The 24929-nt window shown below is 54.2% G+C and carries 19 protein-coding genes and 2 pseudogenes; 7 read left to right on the top strand and 14 right to left on the bottom strand.

Annotation, left to right across the window (positions count from 1 at the left end; genetic code table 11):
• Positions 1-58 precede the first annotated feature (58 nt).
• The 8 genes and pseudogenes from WJU22_RS06205 to WJU22_RS06170 all read right to left on the bottom strand — a co-directional run bounded on the left by WJU22_RS06205 (position 59) and on the right by WJU22_RS06170 (position 11562).
• Positions 59-1892 (bottom strand): annotated as a pseudogene (locus tag WJU22_RS06205) (cytochrome c oxidase subunit I).
• 97 nt (positions 1893-1989) lie between these two features.
• A complete protein-coding gene (locus tag WJU22_RS06200) occupies positions 1990-3030 on the bottom strand; it encodes a cytochrome c oxidase subunit II (RefSeq protein WP_341842386.1) in 1041 nt (346 codons plus the stop codon).
• A 65-nt stretch (positions 3031-3095) separates the two neighbouring features.
• A complete protein-coding gene (locus WJU22_RS06195; protein ID WP_341842385.1) occupies positions 3096-4295 on the bottom strand; it encodes a quinol:cytochrome C oxidoreductase in 1200 nt (399 codons plus the stop codon).
• 46 nt (positions 4296-4341) lie between these two features.
• Complete coding sequence (locus WJU22_RS06190; protein WP_341842384.1) at positions 4342-4983, bottom strand: cytochrome c; 642 nt, start codon at positions 4981-4983, stop codon at positions 4342-4344.
• 107 nt (positions 4984-5090) lie between these two features.
• Positions 5091-5663: a DUF3341 domain-containing protein gene (locus WJU22_RS06185; protein ID WP_341842383.1), complete on the bottom strand. Its 573-nt coding sequence runs from the start codon at positions 5661-5663 to the stop codon at positions 5091-5093.
• A 41-nt stretch (positions 5664-5704) separates the two neighbouring features.
• Positions 5705-7141, bottom strand: coding sequence for an NrfD/PsrC family molybdoenzyme membrane anchor subunit (gene nrfD / locus WJU22_RS06180; RefSeq protein WP_126245832.1), 1437 nt, complete (start codon positions 7139-7141; stop codon positions 5705-5707).
• 121 nt (positions 7142-7262) lie between these two features.
• Complete coding sequence (locus tag WJU22_RS06175; protein WP_341842382.1) at positions 7263-10370, bottom strand: TAT-variant-translocated molybdopterin oxidoreductase; 3108 nt, start codon at positions 10368-10370, stop codon at positions 7263-7265.
• Between the two features lie 64 nt (positions 10371-10434).
• Positions 10435-11562, bottom strand: coding sequence for a cytochrome C (locus tag WJU22_RS06170; RefSeq protein ID WP_341842381.1), 1128 nt, complete (start codon positions 11560-11562; stop codon positions 10435-10437).
• Positions 11563-12241: 679 nt separating this feature from the next.
• Here WJU22_RS06170 and purN point away from each other — a divergent pair.
• Positions 12242-12805: a phosphoribosylglycinamide formyltransferase gene (gene purN, locus WJU22_RS06165; RefSeq protein WP_341842380.1), complete on the top strand. Its 564-nt coding sequence runs from the start codon at positions 12242-12244 to the stop codon at positions 12803-12805.
• A gap of 51 nt (positions 12806-12856) precedes the next feature.
• Positions 12857-13510 carry a hypothetical protein gene (locus WJU22_RS06160; RefSeq protein WP_341842379.1) on the top strand — a complete coding sequence of 218 codons (654 nt, stop codon included), beginning with the start codon at positions 12857-12859 and terminating at the stop codon, positions 13508-13510.
• On the opposite strand, the gene WJU22_RS06155 is transcribed toward WJU22_RS06160, so the two are convergent.
• From WJU22_RS06155 to WJU22_RS06145, 3 genes are all read right to left on the bottom strand, one after another.
• Entirely contained in the window at positions 13511-15760 is a 2250-nt protein-coding gene (locus tag WJU22_RS06155; RefSeq protein ID WP_341842378.1) for a TonB-dependent receptor, read from the bottom strand. It lies immediately after the preceding gene.
• A 178-nt stretch (positions 15761-15938) separates the two neighbouring features.
• Positions 15939-17171 carry a GTP-binding protein gene (locus WJU22_RS06150; protein ID WP_341842377.1) on the bottom strand — a complete coding sequence of 411 codons (1233 nt, stop codon included), beginning with the start codon at positions 17169-17171 and terminating at the stop codon, positions 15939-15941.
• Between the two features lie 803 nt (positions 17172-17974).
• The gene (locus WJU22_RS06145; RefSeq protein ID WP_341842376.1) at positions 17975-18370 is read right to left on the bottom strand and encodes a MerC domain-containing protein; all 396 of its coding nucleotides are present in this window, start codon (positions 18368-18370) and stop codon (positions 17975-17977) included.
• A gap of 168 nt (positions 18371-18538) precedes the next feature.
• On the opposite strand from WJU22_RS06145, the gene WJU22_RS06140 reads away from it, so the two are divergent.
• The 5 genes from WJU22_RS06140 to WJU22_RS06120 all read left to right on the top strand — a co-directional run bounded on the left by WJU22_RS06140 (position 18539) and on the right by WJU22_RS06120 (position 22286).
• Positions 18539-19180, top strand: coding sequence for an ABC transporter ATP-binding protein (locus WJU22_RS06140; RefSeq protein ID WP_341842375.1), 642 nt, complete (start codon positions 18539-18541; stop codon positions 19178-19180).
• Complete coding sequence (locus WJU22_RS06135; RefSeq protein ID WP_341842374.1) at positions 19177-20589, top strand: ABC transporter permease; 1413 nt, start codon at positions 19177-19179, stop codon at positions 20587-20589. Before WJU22_RS06140 ends, WJU22_RS06135 begins: the two co-directional genes overlap by 4 nt.
• The gene (locus tag WJU22_RS06130; RefSeq protein ID WP_341842373.1) at positions 20582-21151 is read left to right on the top strand and encodes a hypothetical protein; all 570 of its coding nucleotides are present in this window, start codon (positions 20582-20584) and stop codon (positions 21149-21151) included. The genes WJU22_RS06135 and WJU22_RS06130 overlap by 8 nt, the downstream gene beginning before the upstream one ends.
• Positions 21152-21219: 68 nt before the next feature.
• Positions 21220-21846 carry an SCO family protein gene (locus tag WJU22_RS06125; RefSeq protein WP_341842372.1) on the top strand — a complete coding sequence of 209 codons (627 nt, stop codon included), beginning with the start codon at positions 21220-21222 and terminating at the stop codon, positions 21844-21846.
• A gap of 11 nt (positions 21847-21857) precedes the next feature.
• On the top strand, positions 21858-22286 hold the full coding sequence (locus WJU22_RS06120; protein WP_126245841.1) for a Fur family transcriptional regulator: 429 nt from the start codon (positions 21858-21860) through the stop codon (positions 22284-22286).
• A 65-nt stretch (positions 22287-22351) separates the two neighbouring features.
• Here WJU22_RS06120 and WJU22_RS06115 read toward each other — a convergent pair whose 3' ends face one another.
• The 3 genes and pseudogenes from WJU22_RS06115 to WJU22_RS06105 all read right to left on the bottom strand — a co-directional run.
• Positions 22352-24076 (bottom strand): M3 family oligoendopeptidase, encoded by a 1725-nt coding sequence (locus WJU22_RS06115; RefSeq protein ID WP_341842371.1) that lies wholly within the window; start codon positions 24074-24076, stop codon positions 22352-22354.
• A gap of 131 nt (positions 24077-24207) precedes the next feature.
• On the bottom strand, positions 24208-24699 hold the full coding sequence (locus WJU22_RS06110; RefSeq protein WP_341843757.1) for a hypothetical protein: 492 nt from the start codon (positions 24697-24699) through the stop codon (positions 24208-24210).
• A gap of 57 nt (positions 24700-24756) precedes the next feature.
• Positions 24757-24843: pseudogene (locus tag WJU22_RS06105) on the bottom strand (hypothetical protein); the annotation flags it as partial.
• Positions 24844-24929: the final 86 nt, after the last annotated feature.

Below are 24929 nucleotides of genomic sequence, written 5' to 3'. Positions count from 1 at the left end.
AAACTACACTGTTTCTGTTCCACCATCCTGCTGCGGCAGGGATGCCCCTGCCGGCATCTTAGTGTCCGGACTCGTCGGGAGATACCGGTACCGTTTGCGGGATGAAATCTTTTCCGTCCTTGCTGTAATCGTATGCCCAGCGGTGAACTTCCGGGATCTCGCCGGGCCAGTTGCCGTGGCCGGGGTTGATCGGGGTGGTCCATTCCAGGGTGGTTGCGTTCCACGGGTTAGGCGTGGTCAGCTTGCGGCCCTTGAAGATGCTGTAGAAGAAGTTGAATACGAAGAGCAGTTGCGTAGCGAACACGATGATCACCACGAAGGAGATGAACATGTTCAGCCCGTTGAAACTGTTGAAGGAAGCCCAGTTGCTATAGTCGAAGTAACGGCGGGGCATGCCTGCCATACCTTCGTAGTGCATGGGCCAGAAGATCAGGTAAGCACCAACCAGGGTAATCCAGAAGTGGATGAAACCGAGGGTTTGGTTCATATAGCGGCCGTACATTTTCGGGAACCAGTGGTAAATACCGGCGAACATACCGAAGAATGCGGATACACCCATTACGATGTGGAAGTGCGCGATTACGAAGTAAGTATCGTGCAGGTGGATGTCGATAGCGGAGTTACCCAGCCAGATACCCGTCAAACCACCGGAGATGAAGGTGCTCACGAAACCGATGGAGAACAGCGACGCAGGCGTGAAGCGGATGTTACCGCGCCAGATGGTCAGTGATCCAGTTAAATACTTTAATAGCGGAGGGCACCGCGATCAGCAGCGTCAACAGTACGAAGAACGCGCCGAGGAAGGGGTTCAGACCGGTCACGAACATATGGTGCGCCCATACGAGGAACGCCAGGATCGTGATCGCGAACATGGAACCCACCATCGCCAGGTAACCGAAGATCGGCTTGCGGGAATTCACCGCCAGGATCTCAGATACCATACCCATCGCAGGGAGGATAATGATGTATACTTCAGGGTGACCCAGGAACCAGAACAAGTGCTGGTAGAGGATCGCAGAACCACCTTCGTTCGGCAGTACTTTACCCGCAACGAACAGCTCGGAAAGGTAGAAGCTGGTACCGCCGTGGCGATCGAACAGCAACAGTACGAAACCGGAGAGCAGTACGGGGAACGACAGCACGCCCAGGATGGCGGTGAAGAAGAAGCCCCAGATCGTCAGCGGCATCTTGGTCATGCTCATACCTTTGGTACGCATGTTCAGGATGGTCGAGATATAGTTCAGGCTACCCAGCAGGGAAGACACTACGAATATTGCCATAGACACCAGCCAGAGGTCCATACCGATCTTGGAACCGATCGATGCGTCGCCCAGGGCGCTCAACGGAGGGTAGGAAGTCCAGCCACCGGAAGCGGGGCCTGTTTGCACGAACAGGGACGACATCATGATTACGCTCGCCAGGAAGAAGAACCAGTAGCTCAGCATGTTCATGAAAGGGGAAGCCATGTCGCGTGCACCTACCTGCAGGGGAATGAGCAGGTTGGAGAAGGTACCGGAAAGACCGGCGGTCAATACGAAGAACACGAGGATGGTACCGTGCATCGTTACCAGGGCGTAGTACGCCTCGGCAGTGATACGGCCGCCCTCGGCCCAATGGCCGAGAATGCTTTCCAGCCAGGGGAACGTAGCGTCCGGGTAACCCAGCTGCAGACGGAACAATACGGAAAAGAACGCACCAATGATGGCCCAGATGATACCCGTGATCAGGAATTGCTTCGCGATCATCTTGTGGTCCATGCTGAAAACGTACTTCGAGATGAAGGTCTCTTCATGGTGGTGATCATGCCCGTCATGGCCATTACCATGCCCATGGTCCGCTGCGTGGCCGTGATGATGTAAATCCTGACTGTGCAATGTTGCTTCGTTACTCATAATAAGTTCTGTTTATGATCAGCCGGTAAACGGGGCGGGCTCGCCGGCTATTTCCTTAAATTTTTTACGCTTCTAGTATCTCTTTCTCTGCGATTGATTATTTACCAAGCGCCGCTACGGCTTTCGTAGAATCGGCGGGCGCTGCAGGTGCTGCGGGCGTTTCGGGGGCGGGATGCGCTACCGAATACTGCGTTACCTGTTTAGCTAACCATGCGTCATATTCTTCCTGTGTTTCCACAACGATGTTGGCTTTCATGGAATAGTGGCCGCTGCCGCACATCTGATCGCAGGCCAGTTCGTACACGAAATCCGGGTTGCCGGTACGCTTGCGGTACTCTGCCGTGGTGATCGTGGGGGTAAACCACAGGGTGGTCGGGATACCCGGAACGGCGTCCATTTTCAGACGGAAGTGAGGCAGACCCACGTCGTGCACCACATCGCGGGAACCAATGATCAGCTTCACCGGTTTACCTACCACAACGTGCAGTTCCGGCGCGATGATATCGTCTGTGTTCAGTTTATCAGCCCAATCCTGACCTACAGGATTGTTGGATTCGTTCGTGAGTTTGAAGTTGCGGCGGCCGAGCTGTCCATCTTTACCGGGGTAACGGATGATCCAGTTAAACTGCTTGCCGGTCACTTCCACAACCATAGAGCCTTTGGGCGCATCGGAAGTCATTTTCAGCCAGTGGCGGATACCGAAGGCAACCAGCACCGTGAGCACGATGGCCGGGATTACCGTCCAGATCACTTCCAGTTTGTTGTTATGCGGAAAGAACAGTGCTTTACGGCCGTCTTTCTCCTGGTATTTCCAGGCGAAAACGAACAGGGCGATCTGCGTCAGTACAAACACGATCATCGTGATGATGAAAGTTACCTTGATCAGGCTGTCCACTCCCGCACCATGATCGGAAGCCGGTTCGGCCAGCATGCGGCCTTCCAGCAAATCATGGCACCACCATACGCCGATCAGGCCCAGCACCAGGAAAACGATCATCAGGAAACCGTTGATACGGTTAGACTGTTCGCGCGCTTTCTTTTCACCTTTCAGAATGGACACATATTCGCTTGCTTTCGCGATCTGGAAGATCACGACGAATATGAGAACAACTACTATAACTGCTAAATATCCTGACATTGCTATTGAATAATAATTAAGTTATCTAATGCTAAACGTTGTTTGTATTACCATTACGCCACGCATCAGGTGTGGTGCACGATACTTTCTTTCAGGTACGGATGGTTCTTCGCCGTCAGCGGCGCTTTGGCCAGCTGCTCTGCCGTCAGGTAAATGATCAGCCCAACGAAGCCCAGGCCCAGGCCCAGTTCGTACCAGGGGAAGTACAGGTGCTTCACGGTTGCCGGCATTACCATCTGGAAGAAGTCGAGCCAGTGACCGAAGATGATCAGTCCACCCATGAAAGCCACCAGTGTATAATTACGTTTGGAATTCCGTTTCATCAGGATCAGCAGCGGGCAGATGAAGTTGATGATGAGGTTCAGGAAGAATACGGGCCTGAACTCACCCCACACGCGCGGCTTGAAATAAATGGTTTCCTCGGGCATGTTCGCATACCAGATGAGCATGTACTGGGAGAACCAGAGGTATGTCCAGAATACGCTGAACGCGAACATGAACTTGCCAAGATCGTGCAGGTGCTCTTCGTTCACCATTTCCAGGTACCCTTTGCTCTTCAGGTACACTACGAACAGTGCGATGAGCGACAGGCCGGAAACCCAGGTGCTGGCGAAAGTGTACCAGCTGTACATGGTGGAGAACCAGTGTGCGTCGATGCTCATGAGCCAGATCCACGGTGTGGTGGAACCCATGCTCAGGGCGTATACTACGGCGAACAGGCCGCACCATACGGTACCTTTCCAGATCAATGCCTTACGGCTGTCCTGGTCCAGCAGCATCTTGTCTTCCGCGAGCGACATGCGGCGCAGTTTCACCGTGAGCAGGCTCCAGAGGGCCAGGGTGATCACCGTCATGGTCGTTACGAAACCGGCGTTGAGGAAAGGAGATTTGAACTCCAGTACTTTGTCGCCATGCGGATGCAGCCAGTGGTAAATGTGGCCTTTGTTACCGAAGATGAGGAAGCCCAGTACTACCAGCACGATCACGCTCAGCACAGGCACGGCCATGGAGATGGCTTCGGGTACGCGGCGGAACGCCATTTGCCAGCCACCGTGTGCGAGTGTGGTCACACAGATGAAAAAGGTGCTGGCCAGGGCCACCATCAGGAAGAAGGTGCTGTTCTGCAACAGGCCAGCCCAGAACCGGGTGGGCCCGTGCTCGCCGTTGAGTGCAAATATTCCGATCAACAAAGTCAGCAAGCCAATGCCCAAAAGCACGAAGCTGGTCGTTTTTAATCTTGCTGGTACTACAAATTGGTCCTTCATTACTGTTGTATATTAAAATACGAAGTTGAAATGCGATTTAATCTTATTAATGAGCTGCTGCTACCGCCGGTGCCGCCGCTGTTGCCGAATCGGCTGCGGGTGCCGCTTCCGGAGCTGCCGCTGCGGGCGCTTTGCCGCCGTTCTGCATGTTCTTGATATAGCCTACCACTTTCCAGCGTTGCTCGATATCGAGCTGGCTGGCGTAGCTGCCCATGGCGTTGAAACCGTACGTGATCACGTGGAAGATACGGCCTTCGGAGTAACCCATCACCTTGCCGGTCAGCATAGCCGCCGGGGCCAGGGGGTACGGCCCGTCGCCACCTTTGTACAGCGGTCCGTTGCCGTCCAGCTTCTGGCCGTGGCAAACACCGCAGTAAATATCATACAGGCGCTTCCCTTCATCCAGACCCGCTTTGTCCAGCACCAGGGGGTTTCTCACCAGGTTCGCCTGCGCAGTATCTTCCGCTTTCAGGTGATAAGGCAGCATGGCGCCACGTTTCACCGTTCCTTCCACCGGCTTCATGCTCGCAAGGCGGGCGCTGTAGAACTCGTATGCACGGGATTCGTACATATCGGGCACATAAATCTTGCCGGGATTTCTATGGTGCGGCCCCTTGTTCCCGCAGGATGCCAGGAAGGCGCCCCCTGCTAAGGCTGCTACAATCAGTATGTTGGAAGTCCTTTTCATCCGATATTTATTGTCTTTTCAGTTGCTGGACAGATACCTTCCGGCTCCGTCCTCCTTTATAATGTCAATAACTGATCTTTCTATTCGATTCGTATCCGCCCAAACGATTATTTGGCAAATACCTTGTCTTCCCTGTCGAAGCGACCCAGCCACCAGCCGGCTTCTGCCGTCTGCTCGTTGATCTCCTTCGCGCCCACGCTGCTGAGGAAGCCTTTCACCTCTTCGGCGCTCGTCTTGTCAGACAGCTCGATCGCCATTACGAACAGATCGTCCGTTTGACGGGGGTGGAAAATATGCTTCTTCACGAAGGGGGCCATCTGGCACAGGTACATGAATGTCATCACCATACCCACCGCCGAAAACAGTACCGTCAACTCGAAAGTGATGGGAATGAACGCCGGTAAGGGGAAGTGCGGCTTGCCACCGATGTTCATCGGCCAGTCGGTCGTAAATACCCAGCTCATGAAAGACAGCGCCGTCGTTGTACCGCAAAGCGCGTAAATGAAGCCGGCCGTGTGCAGGCTCGTCTCTCTCAGGCCCATCGCATGGTCCAGGCCATGGATCGGGAACGGGGTGTACACATCATGTATCTTGTAACCAGCCTGGCGTACTTTCTTTACCGCCGGAAACAACACCGCCTCATCATCAAAACTGCCTACAACAAATTTCTTAACAGCCATATGGATAATTATTCTGTATTCCGTTAATCTTAATTCAATTCTTAGTGGTGCGCTGTGTGATCGTGCGCAAATTTCTCAACGCTCTGCTCTTCGTATACGTCCATTTTCTCCTTGAAGTTCTGGCCGGATGTTTTCAGGATCGACTTGATCTCCGCAACGGCGATAACCGGGAAGTACTTGGCGAACAGGAAATAGCAGGTGAAGAACAGGCCGAACGTACCCAGGTAGAAACCAACTTCCGGCCAGGACGGGCGGTAGTAGCTCCAGGAAGAGGGCAGGTAATCGCGGTACAGCGAAGTACAGATGATCACGAAACGCTCGAACCACATACCGATGTTCACGATGATGGACATGATGAAGGTAACCATGATGTTCCTTCTCATCTTGCGGAACCAGAACACCTGCGGGGAAATTACGTTACAGGTCATCATGATCCAGTAAGACCAACCCAGCGGACCGGCAGCGCGGAACTTGTAGAAGGTGTCGAATTCATATTGAACACCGGAGTACCATGCCATGAACAGCTCGGTCAGGTAAGCAACACCTACGATGGAGCCGGTCAGTACGATCACCTTGTTCATCGCTTCGATGTGGCCAAGGGTGATGTAATCTTCCAGTCCGAGTATTTTACGGGTGATGATCAGCAGGGTCTGTACCATCGCGAAGCCGGAGAAGATCGCACCCGCAACGAAGTAGGGCGGGAAGATCGTGGTGTGCCAGCCGGGGATCACGGAGGTAGCAAAGTCAAAAGATACGATGGTGTGTACGGAAAGTACCAGCGGGGTGCTCAGACCGGCGAGTACCAGCGAGAGCGATTCGTGACGCTGCCAGTGCTTGGTGGAACCAGTCCAGCCGAAGGAAGCAACACCATACAGCAGTTTCCGCAGTTTGGTTTTGGCGCGGTCGCGCACTGTCGCGAAGTCGGGCAGCAGACCGGAGTACCAGAACAGGAGGGAAACGGTGAAGTAAGTAGAGATCGCGAACACGTCCCACAGCAGGGGCGAGTTGAAGTTTACCCACAGCGGGCCGCGGGTGTTGGGGTAAGGAAGTACGAAGAAGGCCATCCATACACGGCCCATGTGCCAGATCGGGAACTGGCCCGCGCACATTACCGCAAAGATGGTCATCGCTTCCGCCGCGCGGTTCACCCCTGTACGCCAGCCCTGGCGGAACAGCAGGAGGATGGCGGAGATCAGCGTACCGGCGTGGCCGATACCTACCCACCATACGAAGTTGGTGATGTCCCAACCCCAACCGATGGTCTTGTTCAGGTTCCACACACCTGTACCGAAGTAAACCTCCCAGAATACGGAGAATACACCGAACAGCAGCAGGAGAATGGAGATGAATAAACCTATATACCACAGTTTACCAGGCTTGGCTTCAATAGGACTGATAATGTCCTCCGTTACCTGGTGATAATCCTTAACCCCATCTACTAAAGGTTCTCTCAGTGTGGATTCGTACTTCAAATGCATAGTATTTCGAGCTTTGCTCGCCCCGGATCGCTCCGGGGCTATGTTGTTTCAAAACTTAAAACAGATTCTTAACTAGTTCTATCGTTCTTGTTCCTTCCCCTTTCGGGATGGAACGCTATCATTAGTGATGAGCTTTCTCTTCAGCTTTCGCATCGTGCCCGGCGGCTACCGGAGCGGCATCCTTGTTACGGATTTTCGCCAGGTAGTTGATGGAGGGCAGTACGTGCGTTTCTTCCAGTACGTAGTACATACGGTCGGTCTGCTCTTCGTTACGAACTTTGTAGATACGGCTTTCCTTGTCGTTTACGTTGCCGAATACGATAGCGCCGCTGGAGCAAGCCTGCTGGCAGGCAGTTTTGGCTTCGCCGTCTTTCATCGGGCGGCCTGCTTTCTTCGCGGCCAGTTTCGCGTCTTGCAGACGCTGAACGCAGAAGGAGCATTTTTCCATCGTACCGCGGGAACGAACCACCACGTCGGGGTTCAGTACCATGCGGGTGAGGGCGTCGTTCATATCGGCAGTGTCGTGCAGGTTGCCTTCGAAGCTGTCTGCACCGTTCCAGTCTCTCCAGTTGAAGCGGCGAACTTTGTACGGACAGTTGTTCGCGCAGTAACGGGTACCGATGCAACGGTTATAAGCCATCTGGTTGATACCTTCGGAAGAGTGGTTGGTAGCGGCTACCGGGCAAACGTTCTCGCAGGGTGCGTTATCGCAGTGCTGGCAAAGCATGGGCTGGAACACAACCTCGGGGTTGTTTTCGTCGCCGGCGAAGTAGCGGTCGATACGCAGCCAGTGCATTTCGTGCGCCAGGATCACCTGTTCCTTACCTACTACGGATACGTTATTCTCGGCAGTACAAGCTACTACGCAGGCGCCGCAACCGAAGCAGGAGTTCAGGTCGATGGACATGCCCCACTTGATACCGGGATATTCGAACTTGGTGCCGCCGGTGTACAGGGTACCATCGTTACGGAAATCTTCACCATATGTTTCGAACAGATGCTGGCGATCGTGGTTCACTTCTTTCGGGTTCTTGATGAACTCCTCGAGCGTGGTTTCCTTGATGATCGGGCGGCCTTCGTAGCTGTTGTGGGTCTGGGTAAGACCTACCGCGTATTTGGCGCCGGTTGCTTCTGCTTTGGCTTCGTTGGAGAAGTAATCGAAAGTCTGGCCGTTGAAGGATACGAACTGGTAAGCGTTCTTACCGATTTCGCCGGCAGCCTTACCGATGAATTCTTTCTTGCCGCGGCCGTAACCTACTGCGATGGCGATCGTATCTTCCTGGATACCAGGCACGATCAGCAGGGGCAGTTCAACGGTTTTGCCTTTGGCGGTGATTTTCAGAACTTTCTTTTCGGCGTTGATTTCGTAATCGTCGCCCAGTTCCATATTGAAAGTTTTCGCGAGCTTGTTGGATACGCAGGCGTAGTTGTCCCACGTGGAGCGCGTGATCGGGTCGGGCATTTCCTGGAGCCAGGGGTTGTTGGCTTCTTTACCGTTACCGATAGCCACTTTTTCGTACATCACCAGTTCGAGGCCGGAGGTTTTCGGCGCACCGATTTTGGCGGCGGCGGCGGCAACGTCGGCAACGAAAGAAGCACCACCCAGCGCAGGGGCCGTTGCGGGCTCGATGAGACCGTCTTGCAGGGTTTTGTCCCATGCAGCCTGGGAGCCCAGGCGGGTGATCCATTCATTTTTCAGGTAATCTACCCATGCGGTGGCGTTGCCGGTCCAGGTCAGCAGGCTGTCCTGGAAAGCACGGGTTTTGAACAGCGGGGCGATGGTCGGTTGGATGAAACCATAGTAACCGCTTTTCGGCTCGGCATCACCCCAGCTTTCGAGGTAGTGATGGTCGGGCATGATGTATTTGCAAAGCTCGGTGGTTTCGTCGTAACGGTCGTTGAACGAGATCGTTACAGCGGTTTTCTTCACACCGTCCTTGAATTTGGCTGCGTCGAAGTAATCGTAAGCGGGGTTCACGCCGTACACGATCAGGGCGCCGATGGAACCTGCGTTCAGGTCGGCAACCAGCTGCTGCATATCGCTGTCGATACCTTGCTTGTAATTAACGGGGGAAGCCCAGTCGATGGTAGTTCCGTTGGAGCCGGCCATGTTGTTGATGGCGTTTACCAGGATCTGAACGTTCACATCGTTGGAGCCAGACACTACGATCGATTTGCCGGGGTTGGCCTGGATGGCTTTGGCGGCTTTGGCGATGCCTTCTTTCAGGCGGGTGTTGGCGATAGCGGGAGCGGAAACGGCACCACCGAGGGCAGCCAGCAGCGCCTGGGCTACTACGCCTGCTTCGGAGGGGCGGTGGGTGAAGCGCTCGTCGGCGTTGGCGCCGGTGAGGCTCATCATGCTCTCGAAATGGAAGTGCTTGCTCATTTCGGGGCTTTTCTGGTTGATCTTGCGGCCTTCACCGTATTGAACGGAGAATTCTGCAGGGTTCAGCCAGGTGCCGAGGAAGTCGGCGCCCAGGCTCACTACTACTTTCGCGTTTTCGAAGTGGTAGGAGGGGATGGCACGTTTACCGTAGGAAGCCTCGTTGGCGAGGAGCATACCGGAATAGGAAACGGCATCATATGTTACATGGCGGCTTCCGGGATATTTCGCCAGGAATTCACCGATGAGCTTCTTGGTGGAGGGGCTTACGATAGAGGAGGTGAGCAGTGCCACGGATTTGCCGGAAATGGCGGCGGCGATCTGCTTGTCCAGCTCGGAATATTGCATTTCCTTGATGCGGGTTGCCAGGTCTGCGTCGCCGTTCATTTGATTGATACCGGGGAAGCGGAGGCGGGCCACATCATATAAAGAAAGAACGGAAGCCTGTACACGGGCGGTGGTGGAACCTTTCGTGATCGCCGACATATCGTTGCCTTCGATCTTGATGGGGCGGCCCTCACGGGTTTTCACCACCAGGGGAACGTACTCACCGTCTACAGTATAAGCGGAAGCATAATAGTTGGGAACACCGGGGGTGATATCTTCCGGTTTGTTTACGTAGGGGATCGCCTTCTTAACCGGGATATCGCAGCTGGCAGCGATGGTTGCTGCGGCAGTGGTAAACCCGAGGTATTTCAGGAAGTCCCGGCGAGGGGTGGTTCCACCCAGGAAACTATCGCTCTCTTCAAACGGCAGGTCTTCCCTGAATTCGTTTTTCACAGTCTCCTGATGCGAAGTGGTATTGTGCAACTCCTCCAAGCCTTTCCAATACTTTTTTTGCTCCATGTGATTATTTATATCGCGTTACGATTTGAAAAATTTGTCTGGTCTGATTTCTCTGATCTATTGATTAGTAGTGGCACTTCTGGCACTCGGTACCGCCCAGCATTTCTACGGTCACACTGTCAACCTTGCCTTCTTTCACATCATTGTGCAGCTTTTCGAAGATGCTGTAGTAGTTGTTTTCGGCAAATTGCACTTTAGTGGTACGGTGGCAGTTTACGCACCAGCCCATAGACAGGTCGGCGAACTGCTTCACTTCGTCCATCTCCTGGATATCGCCGTGGCAGGTCTGGCACTGTACCTTGCCTGCGTTCACGTGCTGGGAGTGGTTGAAGTAAACGTGGTCGGGCAGGCTGTGGATTTTCTTCCATTCGATGGGCTGGCCCGGTTTGGTATAGCGGCCGGCGTCTTTGTCCCATCCAACGTGATCGAACAGTTTCTGGATTTCAGCCGTACCGTTCACTTTCTTGCCTTCAGCTGTGTAGAGGTCGTCACCGGTGTATTCGGTAATGGCCTTGTGGCAGTTCATACACACGTTCTCCGAAGGGATCATGGCATGCTTGCTCTTTTCAGCGGAAGAGTGGCAGTAAAGACAGTTGATCTGATTAATACCCGCGTGCACCTTGTGGGAGTAGAAGATGGGTTGCTCCGGCATGTAGCCGTCCTGGCGACCCAGGCCGATAGCGCCCTGGATGGTATAGTAACCGCCAACGATGAAGAGCAATACGATGCAAAGGGCGATGTAAACTTTGTTTTTGTAGAAGGGGACAGGTTCCGCGGTAGCGTGGCCTTCTTTTTCGGAAGCCAGCTTGTTCAGGTTGCTGTTGATCTGCATGAGGATCACCGCTACGATCGCGAGGATCAGGGTGATGATGCCGAACAGCAGGCTGTTGTTACCGGAATCCTTCTCTCCTCCTGCAGCGGCTGTACCAGCGCCACCAGCTCCTTTATCGCCACCTACAGGTTTCGACTCTTCCTGCGCCACGAAAGCGAGGATATTGTCGATATCACCATCGGTGAGGGCCGGGAAGGCCGTCATCGGAAGCTTGTTATAAGAGTTGAAGAGATCAACGGCATACTTGTCGCCGGACGCAATTACAGAAGCGGAATTGCGGATCCACTTGTGAAGCAGCGCCTTATCGGCCCACCTGCTCTCAACACCTGCGAGCGCAGGGCCTGTCAGTTTTTTGTGCACATTGTGACAGGAAGCACAATTCTGCTGAAATAGCGTCTTACCTGCACCAGGATCTGCTGCCCGCGCGATGGAGAAGGAACTAACCAGCCCCGCGCATAGGATAAGAACACTCACAAATTGCTTACGCAAACGAATGGAAACACGACGATACACAGCCTATTTAGTTTAGATTTGACCTAAGGTTTCTTAAAAGTGCCAGCAAAAATAAGACAGAATGTTGACAATTTACCAACAAACGAAAAAAAATTGTCCTTGTTTTGCAAGCTGTTTTTATATAACATCCGCGAAAGATGATTCCGCTGAAATTATCTACTGTGGCTGATTTCGACTCTCCCTTCACCCCCGGCGCATACACGCCGACCGCAATACCTGATAAAAATCATATTTACCATCTACGGAGATTCTGCCGATCGCAGTGATACTTTTTTTGCTTGGAGTTTTCAACCAGACTGTCGGATAGTGCCTCACGGGAAGTTGTTCCGGACCGGATATGTGATACTTCAACCTACAACAAGATACGTATATAGTTGGTTGCATTGCCATGATTTTGCGCATTCCCGTCACCTGATTTACATCAGCCTCCGCCCCCCATGGCCCGGGCTTCTCCTAAAATTATGGAAATTTACCGTTACCGGAAATGGTTATCTGCCTATTTTTGTGCCTTAATTTATATACAAACTTGAAAAACATCGCCATTTTCGCCTCCGGCGCCGGCTCAAACGCCCAAAAGATCATCGATCACCTCAAAGGCAACCCAGCCATCCGCGTGGCCGCCATCGTTTCCAACAAACCGGACGCCGGGGTCCTCCTGATCGCCGAAGCCGAAAACATCCCTTCATATATAATAGATAAGGAAGCATTCCTCCGGGGAGATTATTATGTTAAATTGATGCAGGAGCTGCACATCGACCTCATCGTTCTCGCCGGCTTCCTCTGGAAAGTGCCCGCCAACCTCGTCCAGGCATTCCCCGACAAAATCATTAACATCCACCCCGCACTCCTCCCCAAATACGGCGGCAAAGGCATGTACGGCCACTTCGTCCACGAAGCCGTCATCGCCGCGGGCGAACCCGAATCCGGCATCACCATCCACTTCGTCAACGAAAAATATGACGATGGCGCCACCATCCTCCAGGAAAAATGCACCATCACACCAGCCGATACACCCGAAAGCCTCGCCCAAAAAGTACAGGCGCTCGAACATAAATGGTTCCCCGTTATTGTGGAACGATTATTGACCTGATTCCCAAAGGCGGGCGTCACCACCCGCCTCCCCCTACAACCCGGCAGCCATATGAAAAGGATCCTTACCATTATCCTCCTCGCAACAGCAGCACAAACCGCCCTGGCGCAGGAAGAACCTTTCCGCAAACGGACCTACATCAAGGTAAACCCCACCACCATCATTAATGAGCTGGACCTCTACCTCGAACAGGACCTCTCCGAAACCCTGAGCCTCGAGCTCGGCGTTTCCGGTATTTACACCGATTACCCGGACTACGTCTTCTTCAAACGGATCAATATCGGGAAAGAAAATCCCGGCATCTCCACCGAACAGTTCGTGGAAGGCCGCGGCGGCGGCTTCAGGGCCGGCCTCAAATGGTACCTCGTCCGCCGGAACACCGCCATCCGCATGGCCGGCACCTACTTCGAGCCCGTTCTCCTCTTTAAAAAGGTATTCTATGCAAATGAAAAGGTCACGCTGAACAGCGCGACCTATGAAAATACTGCGGACAAAAACGTCTACGGCCTCCAACTCCTGCTCGGACGCCAGATGCACCGCGGCAAATTCATCCTCGATCCCTACCTCGGCGTAGGCGTTCGCGGGAAAGTCTACACAGCCTCCACCCACCGTTTCGAAGGGGGAGCGGTGGTCCCTCAGACAGATGAAGCCAAGAAATTCCTCCCCAGCCTCCACCTCGGTATCAAAGTCGGCCTCGCCCTCTGATCATTGCCGCGTGAACCGCACCCCCAGGAATCCACGGATCCCCTGGTTCGGTGCAAATACGTATGCGGGGTCGAATGTCAGGTTATAAGGATCAACGCTCCCGTCGGCATTATAACCCGGCCGCTTGTCGAAAGGGTCATGCGCATGCGCGATGCTGTTCTTCGGCGGCAGGAAATTCAGCAGATTCTTCACCCCTCCATAAATCTCCCACTCCTTCCCCAACTTCTTCGTCAACTGTACGTTCTGAATGCTCCAGACCGGCGACTTGGCCGGCCGCGGGTCCTTCGGTTGCACCGGCAGCAACATCGGCCCATATATATTACCGGTATAATCCACCGTCAAACCCGCCTTTTTGAACGCATAACTTACCGTCCACGTCCCGGTAAACCGTTCGGTGAGCATGGGCCTGGTTTTCACCCCGCGGTCCTTCTCATAAACGTCCATCACCGTAGCCCCCGCCATGATCTTCAGTGGGAACGCGAACGCCAGGTCGGCATTGAGGCTGAATCCCTCAGACACCGCATACCCGTTCAAATTGTCATATAATATGGAGTCGGGCCGGGAATAGTCGGGCATGATGCGGTTCGAGAAGTGTGTGTAGAAAGCTGTCGCATCCAGCCCCAAAAAGGCGCTTCCCAACGGTATTTTCTTCGTGTAGTTCAAATTGACGTTCCAGCTCCGCTCTGGCTTCAGCTCCGACTGGATCACCACTTCACGGGCGCCGCTCAGCGCGGCATGGTCTTCCGTGAACACAGACACCACCCTGTAACCCGTTCCCGCGTTCAGGCGGAACACGTTCCGGTAGTTGGGCGTCCATTTATAGGCGATGCGGGGCGTAACGATATTGCCGTGAAGGGAATTGTAATCGTACCGCATGCCCAGCAGCAGGTTGTGCGCCGTAGCCAGCTTGATCTCGTCCTGCACGAACACGCCGGGCAGGAAGGTCCGCTGGGGTTTGTTGACGTCTTTTTCCGTAGTAGCCACCGTATTGTCGTCATAAAACGTGTACCGGAACGGCAAACCCGCCAGCAGTGTGTGTTTCCCTATTTCCTTGTCCCAGGTCAGCTGCGCGAACGCGATGGTCTGCTTCGCGAGGAACCAGGTGGCGCCATACACGGAATTCTGGTTATGATAGTTGAACGAGCCCTGCAGCATGAGGCGCGGCCGGGTCGGCAGCTGGTATTGCCCCAGCACTTCGACGCGACTGGTATATATACTTTCACCGTAAACGCTGTCTGTTCCGCGCCAGCGTTTTTCCCACTGGGTTTGCCCGCCCCAGCGGTCTTCGTAAAAATATCTGGCCGCCAGCGAAGCTACCCGGTCGTTTTTCCGCGTGAAGCTCCATTTGTTGAAAACGCTGATCCGGTGTTGCTGGGTAACGTCGGTGAAGCCGTCGCCGTTATGGTCTGCGGGATCCTGGTAATTGAAGTAATTCAGCCCCAGGAGCGACTGTGCCCGTGATCCGGCTTTAAACCGCCATCCCATGTCCACGTTGTATTCCTGCCAGGAAGTGGCCATCACGTCGGCCGAAAGTACCGGCGCCGTGGCGGGCGATTTGGTGATGATGTTGATCAATCCTGCCACCGCTTCGGAACCATACAGCGTCGAGGCCGGGCCTTTTACCACTTCCACCCGCTCCACGAGGCTGTTCGGGATGCCGGACAGGCCGTAGACGGTAGACAGGGCGCTGACGATGGGCATCCCGTCGATCATGACCATGGTGTAGGGCCCTTCGAGCCCGTTGATATGGATATCGCCCGTGTTGCAGACGTTGCAGTTTAGCTGCGGGCGTACACCGTTTACATTCTGGAGCGCGTCGAAGATGCTGGGGGTGGGATTTTTCCGGAAGAAGACGGGGGAATAGACTTCCACGGGCACCGGGCTTTCCATTTTGGTTACCGGCCGGAGGGTGCCGCTGACCACAACTTCGCCGAGATTGCTGGCAGAGGGTTCCAGCCTGATCAGCACGCTGGTGGTGCCTGTGGACTTGATGGTGACGGTTTGTTTGGAAGTGAGGTACCCTACCGCGCTCACCTGGAGCTCATGTTTGCCCGCGGGAACGTTGGGAATGATGAATTGACCGGTTTCATCGGTCACGACGCCGGTTTTGAGATCTTTAAATCCGACGGTAGCGAAGGGGACGGGTTTTTCGCCTGCGGAAATGGTCCCTTTCAGGCGGCCCTGGCCGTGAGCGGCGAGTGTTACCGCAGCAAATAGTAAGGTTGAAATGGTACGTAGCATTGCTGCCATGAGGTTGTAGGTTGTTTGTGAGACAAATTTAAAAACAGAATCCATATTTGTCTAAATTAATTTTTAGACCGACCTAAATAATAGGATTTTGGAAAGAAGCCGCCGCCCGTGAAATTTATCGAGGACACAGAGGGGCGGCGGCGTTGGGGTTTCGCAGGAACTAATTACCTAAACATTATCAGAAAGCGGGAAAGGGATCGTTGAATGGCCGGCCGAGTTTCCAGCCCATTGTTTCTTCGTTGTTGCACAGGCAACCGTCGAGCAGCACGGAAATGGCGTGCGGGTCGATGTCCTGGCCGATGATGACGATTTCGTTGTAACGGTCGGCGAACAGCGGATGCCATCGTTCGCGGATGATCTGTTCGGATGCGGGATCGAGTTCCCAGTGCTTTTCCGGGATAGAGCACCACCACACGCCGGCGCGGTCGGCCATGAGCGAGCGGCCCGCCTGGCTCCAGTTTACAGCCACGTCTGGCCGGGAAGCCAGCCACAGCAAACCCTTCGAGCGAATAACACCTTGCGGCCAGCTATGCTGCACCATTTCCCAAAACCTTTCCGGATGGAACGGTGCGCGGCTGCGGTATACGAACGACCGGATCCCGTACTCTTCCGTTTCCGGAACATGTTCTTTTTCCAGCTCGGCGATCCAGCCGGCGGATTGGGAAGTTTCTTCGAAGTCGAACAGCCGGGTATGGAGCACTTCGCGGAGCGGCACTTCCCCTTTGACCGCTTCCACGATCCTGGCTTTGGCGTTGAGTTTGCGCAGGAGGGATTTCAGGGCGCCTTTCTGTTCGCCGGTCACGAGGTCGCATTTGTTAAGAACGATGACGTTGGCGAATTCTATCTGGTCGGTCAGCAGGTTCACGATGGTGCGTTCGTCGGCCGCTTCCGTCAAGCCTTTTTCATTGAGCAGTTCCCGGCTGGCATAGTCGTGATGGAAATTGTAAGCATCCACGACGGTAACGAGCGTATCGAGCCGGGACACGGCGCTGAGGTCGATGCCTTGCTGATCGTCTTGCCAGGTGAAGGTTTGCGCTACCGGCAGCGGTTCGGAGATGCCGCTGGATTCGATGAGCAGGTAATCGAACCGTTGTTCCGCCGCGAGGCGTTGCACTTCGGCGAGGAGGTCTTCGCGGAGGGTGCAGCAGATGCATCCGTTCGACATTTCCACCAGTTTTTCTTCCGTTTGATGGAGGGAAGCGGCGTTGCGGACGAGGCGCGCATCGATGTTGACTTCGGCCATATCGTTCACGATAACGGCTACGCGCAGGCCTTCGCGGTTGTGAAGGATGTGTTGGAGGAGCGATGTTTTCCCTGCGCCGAGGAATCCGCTGAGTACGGTGACGGGCAGTTGGGAGGGCGCCTTGCGGAAGTGGTCTCCCGTCAAGGCAAAAGTGGATGCTGCGGGCATATGGTCAGGTTAAATGGTGACGAAAAAAACTTTCGAAAGCGGGAATGTTGCATCCCACCGTACAATTGATTGTCATCAACTAAATTCATCTACCCAGCAAATCATCCCATTTGTGATTTGATGGAAGAGCGATTTTATCTTCAGTTCAGCGTTTCTTATAAAAACATATCGCAAATTGTCATCCGCTCCACTCAATTGTCAAACAAATGATCACTTTTGGATTTGATGGATGAACGATTTAATACCGGCCAGCGTTTCTTACAAAACCGTTTCGCCAATTTTCATCCGCACAACTCAATTGTCAAACAAATGATCACCTTTGGATTTGCTGGAAGGACAATTTTTTCTTCAGTTTACCTTTTTGGCGATAGCGGCATTTGTCAGACATCTTTTGTCATCCGCTCCTCTCAATTGTCAAACAAATGATCACTTTTGGATTTGCTGGAAGAACGATTTAATACAGGCCAGCGTTTCTTAAAAAACCGTTTCGCCAATTGTCATCCGCTCCACTCAATTGTCAAATAAATGATCACTTTTGGATTTGATGGATGAACGATTTAATACAGGCCAGCGTTTCTTACAAAACCGTTTCGCCAATTGTCATCCGCACAACTCAATTGTCAAATAAATGATCACTTTTGGATTTGATGGATGAACGATTTAATATACAGGCCAGCGTTTCTTACAAAAACCGTTTCGCCAATTATCATCCACTCCACTCAATCATCAAATAATTGAACGCATTTGCAAATTGTTGGATGGGCGATTACAGCTGCAACTAAACGTTTCCGGGAAATTCCGACTTATTCAGCTGCTACCGGGGCCGATTCCTTCCCCCTGCATTTCCGGCAAAAACGGATGTTATCTACATGCGCCGCGATGAGCAAACCCGCGCCCAGCGCGATCGCGCTCAGCTCCCAGGCCTCCGGGAACCAGAAATGCCCCGCCATCAACAACGCAAATCCCACTACGAACAATACCGACGGCCGCACCCGGCGATGCTGGTATTTATACCCCCGGTATAACGCCAACAATCCAACTACAGGCGTGGCACCCAGCAACAGGTACTCCAGCGGCTCGTAATGAAGCGCCGCGCCGGCCAGCGGAAGAAACGCCGCCACCAGCGGCAACGCTACGCAATGCACCGCACAGGCCAGCGAGGCCCCGATGCCTAGCGCGTCCAGGTTCATTCTGTTCATCAGTCGATTATTGGGCATGGTTAGTTGGTTTTGTGGGCAACAAAGCTAAGGGTTATTTTGCAACATAGTTGCATTTAATCCAAAAATTAATGAAATTTGTATGCAGCGAACGCTATCTTAGCCGAATTCGACGTTCCATTTGCAACGTTGTTGCCAAAACAAGTAGTGATGACAGATATGATGATCCAGACCAGCGAACTGGCATATACCTATCCGGGCGGGCGCCAGATCCGGTTCCCCGACCTGGCTTGCCGCAAAGGAGAAACCCTCCTGATCACCGGGCCTTCCGGCGCCGGAAAAACCACCCTGCTGCACCTCCTCGCAGGGCTCATCCAGCCTGCGGGCGGCACCGTCAACGTTGCCGGCACGCCCATCGGCTCGCTCAGCACCCCGAAAATGGACGCCTTCCGCGGCCAGCATATCGGGATCATTTTCCAGCGGTCGCATTTTATCGGATCGCTTTCCGTGGCAGACAATCTCCTGCTCCCGCTCCGCCTCACCGGCGCGGCCACAGATCACAAACGCCTCGAAGCCGTAGCCACCGATCTCCGGATCGATCATCTCCTGCACCAGCTTCCCGCGCGCCTCAGCCAGGGCGAACAGCAACGCGCTTCCATCGCACGGGCCGTATTGCCCTCGCCCAACGTGATCCTGGCCGATGAGCCCACCGCCAGTCTCGACGACCGTAACTGCGAAGCCGTGGCCCGCCTGCTTTCCGAACAGGCCGCCCGCCACAATGCGGCGCTGCTCATCGTTACGCACGACAACCGGCTTACATCCCTTTTCCCTCAACACATCCAACTGACATGATTTTCCGCATCGCCATACGCAACCTGCTTCACAAACCGCTTTACACCGCGCTTTGCTGGCTGCTGCTTTCCTGCAGCACCACCGTGCTCCTTGTGCTGTGGGCCCTCAACCGGCAGGCGCGCCAACAACTCGAACAGCAGATCGACGGCATCGACCTCGTGCTGGGTGCAAAGGGTAGTCCGCTTCAGCTGATCCTCAGCAGTGTCTATCATCTCGACAATCCCACCGGCAATATTTCACTTACCGAAGCCGATCGTTTCATGCATCACCCGCTGGTGGAATCGGCAGTACCGATTTCGCTGGGGGATTCGTACCACGGTTTTCGCATCATCGGCACCACGCAGGCATATCTCGACAAATACAACGTAAAACCCGCACAGGGAAAGGTTTTCGGGAAGTCGATGGAAGTGGTGGCCGGCGCCGAGGCCGCGCGAAAGGCTGGCTTGAAAGTGGGCAGCCGCTTCGCGGGGACGCACGGTCTGGGGAAAACGGGCCATGTGCATGAAGGGGAAGAATATCTCGTCAGCGGCATCCTTCCCGCCACCGGCCTGGCGGTTGATCAACTGCTGCTGACGCCGCTGGAAAGCGTGTGGGACATTCACGCGCCGCATCATGACGCAGACGCGCACGATCATGCGGAAGGCGATCATGATCACGATGCAGACCCAATGAAACCCGGCGATGCAGACGCACATGATCATGCGGAAGGAAACCATGATCACGATGCACACGCAACGAAACCGGGCGCGCCGGAAGATCACGATCATCATGAAAACGAAGCGCACGATCTTGAAGGTGCCGCAAAAAATCACGCAGATGCCGGCAGCCAGGAAAGCGCCATGATGCAAACGCCCGACCCGCGCAAGCAGGTAACGGCGGTGCTGATCAAGTTCCGCAGTCCGATGGGGCAATTGCAGTTTCCGCGGATGATCAACGAATACACGAACATGCAGGCCGCGGTGCCCGCTATCGAGATCAACCGGCTGCAATCGCTGCTGGGTACCGGCGCGAAGGTTTTGCGCGCGTTGGGCTGGCTGTTGGCCGGGCTCGCCGCATGCAGTATCTTTGTAACGCTGGTGCAGGGCACGCACGAGCGCCGCTACGAACTGGCCCTTATCCGGACCATGGGCGGCTCCCGCGGCAAATTGCTCACCCTCGTTTTCGCCGAAGCTTTCCTGTTGGGACTGGCGGGCGTGGTAACGGGGATCGCGCTGAGCCGCGTGGCTTTGCTGCTGTTGCAACAGGAACTGTTTGCCGGCTATCATTTGAATTTTTCCGGCGCCATGCCGTTAACCGCTGCCGATGCCATTACGGCCGCAGCCATCGTCGGGGCCTGCCTGCTGGCCGCTTTGCTGCCTGCAGTGCGCGCTTTCCGGCTGAATATCGCTAAAACGCTTGCCAATGCTTAAAGTGGAGAAAATCGTACTGGGCCTCGCCGCCTTCGCCCTCGTTTCCTGTTCAGACATTTCACGGGTTTGCCGCCACGGCCTTTCCGCCGCCCCCTGGATGCAACGGATCCTGTCTGCCAACGCCGCTTCCTCCGGCAACCTGCCCATGTCTACCATCGACGTGGCCCCCCGCGACGAAGCGCCCCTCAAAGTGACCTGGAAACAACTGTCAGACGTCATCTTTACCCGCAAATACGACGAAAAGATGCAAATGCCCATGCTCTACCCTTCGTTCTCCCGCGCCATCAAGGCCCTGAACGGGAAAACGGTGGAGATCAGCGGGTACATGGTTCCGATAGACCCGAAGGGCTCCATGTATGTGCTCAGCGCCAATCCCAACAGCTCCTGCTTCTTCTGCGGCGGCTCGGGACCGGAATCCGTCATGGCCCTGAACTTCAAGTCGAAAAAACCGGAATTCGAAACCGACGATTATATCAAAGTAAAAGGAGTATTGAGGCTCAACGAGAAAAATATTTACGAAATGTACTATAATCTCGACAACGCCGAAATCACCGGCAAATGACCTGGCTCAGGGCCCATCTGGGGAAACTGTGCTAACTTTGCTGATCAGACCAGGAGATAAAATTCGACATGTCCAAGAAGTTAATAATTTATACCACATTTTTCGTGCTGCTGAGCGGCAGCTTCATGGCCTACTACGCCTTTATGATCAAGGAAAGCAGGGGCAGCTGGATCGGAAAGGAAAAGCTCCCGGTACTGGGCGCTCCCGGCCACACCGTGCAGGGCTTCAGCTTTACGGACCAGGACAGCAACCAGGTGACGCAAGACAACGTGAAAGGAAAGATCTATGTAGCCGAATATTTTTTCACCACCTGCACCAACATCTGCCCGGTGATGAACAAAAACATGGAAAAAGTCTATGCGAAATATAAGGACAAGCCGAATTTCCTCATCCTGTCCCACACTTCCGACCCGGACTACGATTCCGTTCGCGTGCTGAAAGCCTATGCCGAACAGCATGGCGCGGACCCGAAGAACTGGCACTTCCTCACGGGCGACAAGCGCCAGCTTTACAAACTGGCCCGCGAAAGTTACCTGGTAGACGATGGTACCTTCACCGGGGAAGACGACTTCATCCACACGCAGTGGTTTGCGCTGGTAGACGGCGACGGCCGCATCCGCGGACTGTATGAAGGCACGAAAGTAAAAGACGTTGACAAGCTGATAGCCGACATCGACCGGCTGATGCAAGAGTAAATTTTTGAACAATGCCTGCAAAACACAAAGAAATCATCGTGGAGTTGTTACGTTCCAGCAATCTGAGCGTAACCGATACCCGTGTGAAGATTTTGGAGCTCTTTTTGAAAAGCAACGGCGCCCTCGAACATGCCGATTTCGAAAAGCTCACCGGCAAGAGCTTCGACCGGGTAACGATTTACCGCACCCTGCAAACCTTCCTCGACAAAGGGATCGTACATAAAATCCCCACCACCGACACCAGCGTGCGCTATGCCATCTGCAAATCGGAGTGCCGGGAGCACGAGCATCACGACCATCACGTACACTTCCGCTGCGAAGAATGCGGCAGCACCCAGTGCCTCGACGAAACCGACGTGCCGGCGATCACCCTTCCGCAGGGTTACGCCATGCACAATGTGGAAGTAGTGGTGAGCGGCGTTTGCAAATCCTGCCAATAAGATTTTCGAACACATAAAAAAAGGAGCGACTTTACCGGTCGCTCCTTTTTTATTTTCAGTTGAGCTTATTTTTTGGTGAGCAGATCGATTTCCGCCTGCACGAAATCCGCCAGTTCTTTCACATAAGCCGGCGAGAAATCGAACCGGATGCCGGCCGCTTCGTAGAGCTCGGGCAGGGTTTTGGTGTATCCCAGGCCCAGGGCTTTCATGTAGTTGTCCAGCGCCTGTTCCGGCTTTTCGCGGTATTGTTTCCACATGGCGATGGCGCCCAGCTGCGCGATGCCGTACTCGATATAATAGAAAGGCACTTCGAAAAGATGCAGCTGCCGTTGCCAGTTGCTGGCACGGAAGTGCTCGAAGCCCGTCCAATCGATGTTCCCGGGCGTGAATTCATCGAGGATGCGCGTCCATGCAGCGGTACGCTCTTCGGGCGTATGCGCGGGATTTTCGTAGATCCAGTGCTGGAACTTGTCGATCGTAGCGATCCAGGGGAAGATGACGATGGCGCGTTCGAGCTGCTGGAGCTTGGCGCGGCGCAGTTCTTCGGGATTATCGAAGAACAGGTGCCAATGGTCCATGGTGAACAGTTCCATGCTCATGCTCGCCACTTCGGCGATCTCCATCGGGTATTCCTTGAAGGCGCTGAGCGGGAGGTTGTGGCTGAGGAAGGAGTGAACGGCATGACCGCCCTCATGTACCATCGTGGTGAGGTCTTTCATCTGGCCGGCGGCATTCATGAAAATGAAGGGCACGCCGGTTTCCGCCAGGGGACAGTTATATCCGCCGGGGGCTTTATTCTTGCGGCTGTCGAGATCGAGGCGCTGCATATCCTGCATCACTTCGAGGCATTCGCCGAAGAAGGGCCGCAATTCCTTAAAGCACGCGATGGATTTGGAGATGAGCTCGTTACCGTCTTTGAAAGGCTCCAGGGGTTTGGTGCCTTCGGGCTCGGCGTCGCCGTCCCAGGGGCGGAGCGTATCGAGGCCCAGTTTCTGGCGCTGCCGTTCGAGCGCGCCGCCAACCAGCGGGAGGATGTGCTCGCGGATGGCCTGGTGGAACTGGAAGCAATCTTCTTTCGTGTATTCGAAACGGCCCAGTTCTTCGAATTTATAATCGCGGTAATTGGCGAAACCTGCGTTCTGCGCTACTTCGTGGCGTTTGCTGACGAGGGAGGAATAAAGCGCGTCGAGCTTTTCGCGGTCCTGCAGGCGGCGTTCGCCGGTTTTGGTGAAAACTTCCTCGCGCAGTTTGCGGTCGGGGTTTTCGAGGAACTTGGCGGCCTGTTGCAGGGTGTATTCCTGTCCATTCACTTCGATGGTCATTGCACCGGAGATGACGCCGTATTGTTGCGCCATGACGCTCAGTTCTGCCTGGATGGGAATATTCTTTTCGTTGAACAGTTTCACCTGCTTGCGCACATTGCGCAAGTAGGGGAAATATTGGGCGGGATCGAGGTCTGCGGTGAAGGGGCTGTCGAGCAGCTTACGGTTGAGCGCGTCTGCATAGGGTTGCAGTTTGGGCTGGATTTCCATGCAGAAGTAGGTGAACGCTTCTTCGTATTCCTTGCTGGCGGTGTCTCTCGTCATGCGGATCTGGCGCCAGCAGGCGTCTTCACTGATCACGGCTTCGAGCTCGCTGATATCGGCCAGCCAGCGGGAAAGTTCTTCGCTGCTGTTGATGGGCCTTTGCTGGAGGGTTTCGAAATATGGCTGCAGTGCGTCCCAGGTGGTTACGGCAAAATCTGCCGGAAGGAATTGCCTGGGCGGCGCTGTGATATGGGCATTGGGCATGTGTTGAATTTTAATTTGCGGTAAAATAGCAAAAAACGGGCTAAGCGGGTTTTACCTGACATATGGGCAAAAAAGAAACCAGGCCTCCTGCGGGGAGGGCCTGGTTTGCTGCCAGATATTTGGGAAACCGGTTATTCTTCGGTTTTCTTTTTACGGGTGGTTTTGGGCTTTTTCTCTTCGCCCTCGGCGCCTTCAGCGTCGGCAGCGGCCTTTTTAGGCGCGGCTTTCTTCTTCGGGGCCGGTTTTTCTTCACCTTCCGCGCCTTCGGTTTCAGCAGCCGCTTTCTTGGCGGGCGCTTTCTTTTTCGGCTTGGCTTCTTCGGCGGGAGCGGCTTCAGCGGCAGGCGCTTCGGCAACTTCAGCGGTTTCTTCCGCTACTTCGTCGAATTTCAGGAGGTCGTTTTTCTCGAGGATGGAGAACCATTTCACCATCTTCTTCATATCGCTCACGTAAACGCGGTCCTCATCGAACTCGGGGAATACGCTTTTGAAATAACCTTTGATCGTATTGTTATCGGCTTTCGCGTCCACCAGGGGAAACGATGCCGCATTTTCCTGCATAGCCTTGAATACAGCCGACAGGTTTACATTATCGCCCGTAGTGAAAACTTCGATGCTTTCCAATGGGGTAAAATTATGTACCCGGGAAGATACAAAGCGGGTGCTTTTATCGTCCAGCGATCTTACAATAGCGCCATCCTGTTTGCTGGCAAGCAATTGGAATAAACCGCCTAATCCGGTTACTGCAACAATTTCTCTGTACTGCATGAATTCATTTTTAAAGAGCGGCAAATATAAAAAATTAACAGATGAAATCGCCCTGACAAATTTTCACCCCCTTTCCCGGCCACCCG

The sequence above is a fragment of the Chitinophaga caseinilytica genome (assembly GCF_038396765.1).
GTDB lineage: Bacteria > Bacteroidota > Bacteroidia > Chitinophagales > Chitinophagaceae > Chitinophaga > Chitinophaga caseinilytica.
This window is presented reverse-complemented; position numbering and strand designations above follow the sequence as displayed.

Excerpts from the sequence above, each read along its gene's own strand:
- WJU22_RS06200 (WP_341842386.1), bottom strand. The coding sequence starts at position 3,030 with ATGTCAGGATATTTAGCAGTTATAGTAGTTGTTCTCATATTCGTCGTG.
- WJU22_RS06195 (WP_341842385.1), bottom strand. The coding sequence starts at position 4,295 with ATGAAGGACCAATTTGTAGTACCAGCAAGATTAAAAACGACCAGCTTC.
- WJU22_RS06190 (WP_341842384.1), bottom strand. The coding sequence starts at position 4,983 with ATGAAAAGGACTTCCAACATACTGATTGTAGCAGCCTTAGCAGGGGGC.
- WJU22_RS06185 (WP_341842383.1), bottom strand. The coding sequence starts at position 5,663 with ATGGCTGTTAAGAAATTTGTTGTAGGCAGTTTTGATGATGAGGCGGTG.
- nrfD (WP_126245832.1), bottom strand. The coding sequence starts at position 7,141 with ATGCATTTGAAGTACGAATCCACACTGAGAGAACCTTTAGTAGATGGG.
- WJU22_RS06175 (WP_341842382.1), bottom strand. The coding sequence starts at position 10,370 with ATGGAGCAAAAAAAGTATTGGAAAGGCTTGGAGGAGTTGCACAATACC.
- WJU22_RS06160 (WP_341842379.1), top strand. The coding sequence starts at position 12,857 with ATGAAAAGGATCCTTACCATTATCCTCCTCGCAACAGCAGCACAAACC.
- WJU22_RS06155 (WP_341842378.1), bottom strand. The coding sequence starts at position 15,760 with ATGGCAGCAATGCTACGTACCATTTCAACCTTACTATTTGCTGCGGTA.
- WJU22_RS06150 (WP_341842377.1), bottom strand. The coding sequence starts at position 17,171 with ATGCCCGCAGCATCCACTTTTGCCTTGACGGGAGACCACTTCCGCAAG.
- WJU22_RS06145 (WP_341842376.1), bottom strand. The coding sequence starts at position 18,370 with ATGAACAGAATGAACCTGGACGCGCTAGGCATCGGGGCCTCGCTGGCC.
- WJU22_RS06140 (WP_341842375.1), top strand. The coding sequence starts at position 18,539 with ATGACAGATATGATGATCCAGACCAGCGAACTGGCATATACCTATCCG.
- WJU22_RS06135 (WP_341842374.1), top strand. The coding sequence starts at position 19,177 with ATGATTTTCCGCATCGCCATACGCAACCTGCTTCACAAACCGCTTTAC.
- WJU22_RS06130 (WP_341842373.1), top strand. The coding sequence starts at position 20,582 with ATGCTTAAAGTGGAGAAAATCGTACTGGGCCTCGCCGCCTTCGCCCTC.
- WJU22_RS06125 (WP_341842372.1), top strand. The coding sequence starts at position 21,220 with ATGTCCAAGAAGTTAATAATTTATACCACATTTTTCGTGCTGCTGAGC.
- WJU22_RS06120 (WP_126245841.1), top strand. The coding sequence starts at position 21,858 with ATGCCTGCAAAACACAAAGAAATCATCGTGGAGTTGTTACGTTCCAGC.
- WJU22_RS06115 (WP_341842371.1), bottom strand. The coding sequence starts at position 24,076 with ATGCCCAATGCCCATATCACAGCGCCGCCCAGGCAATTCCTTCCGGCA.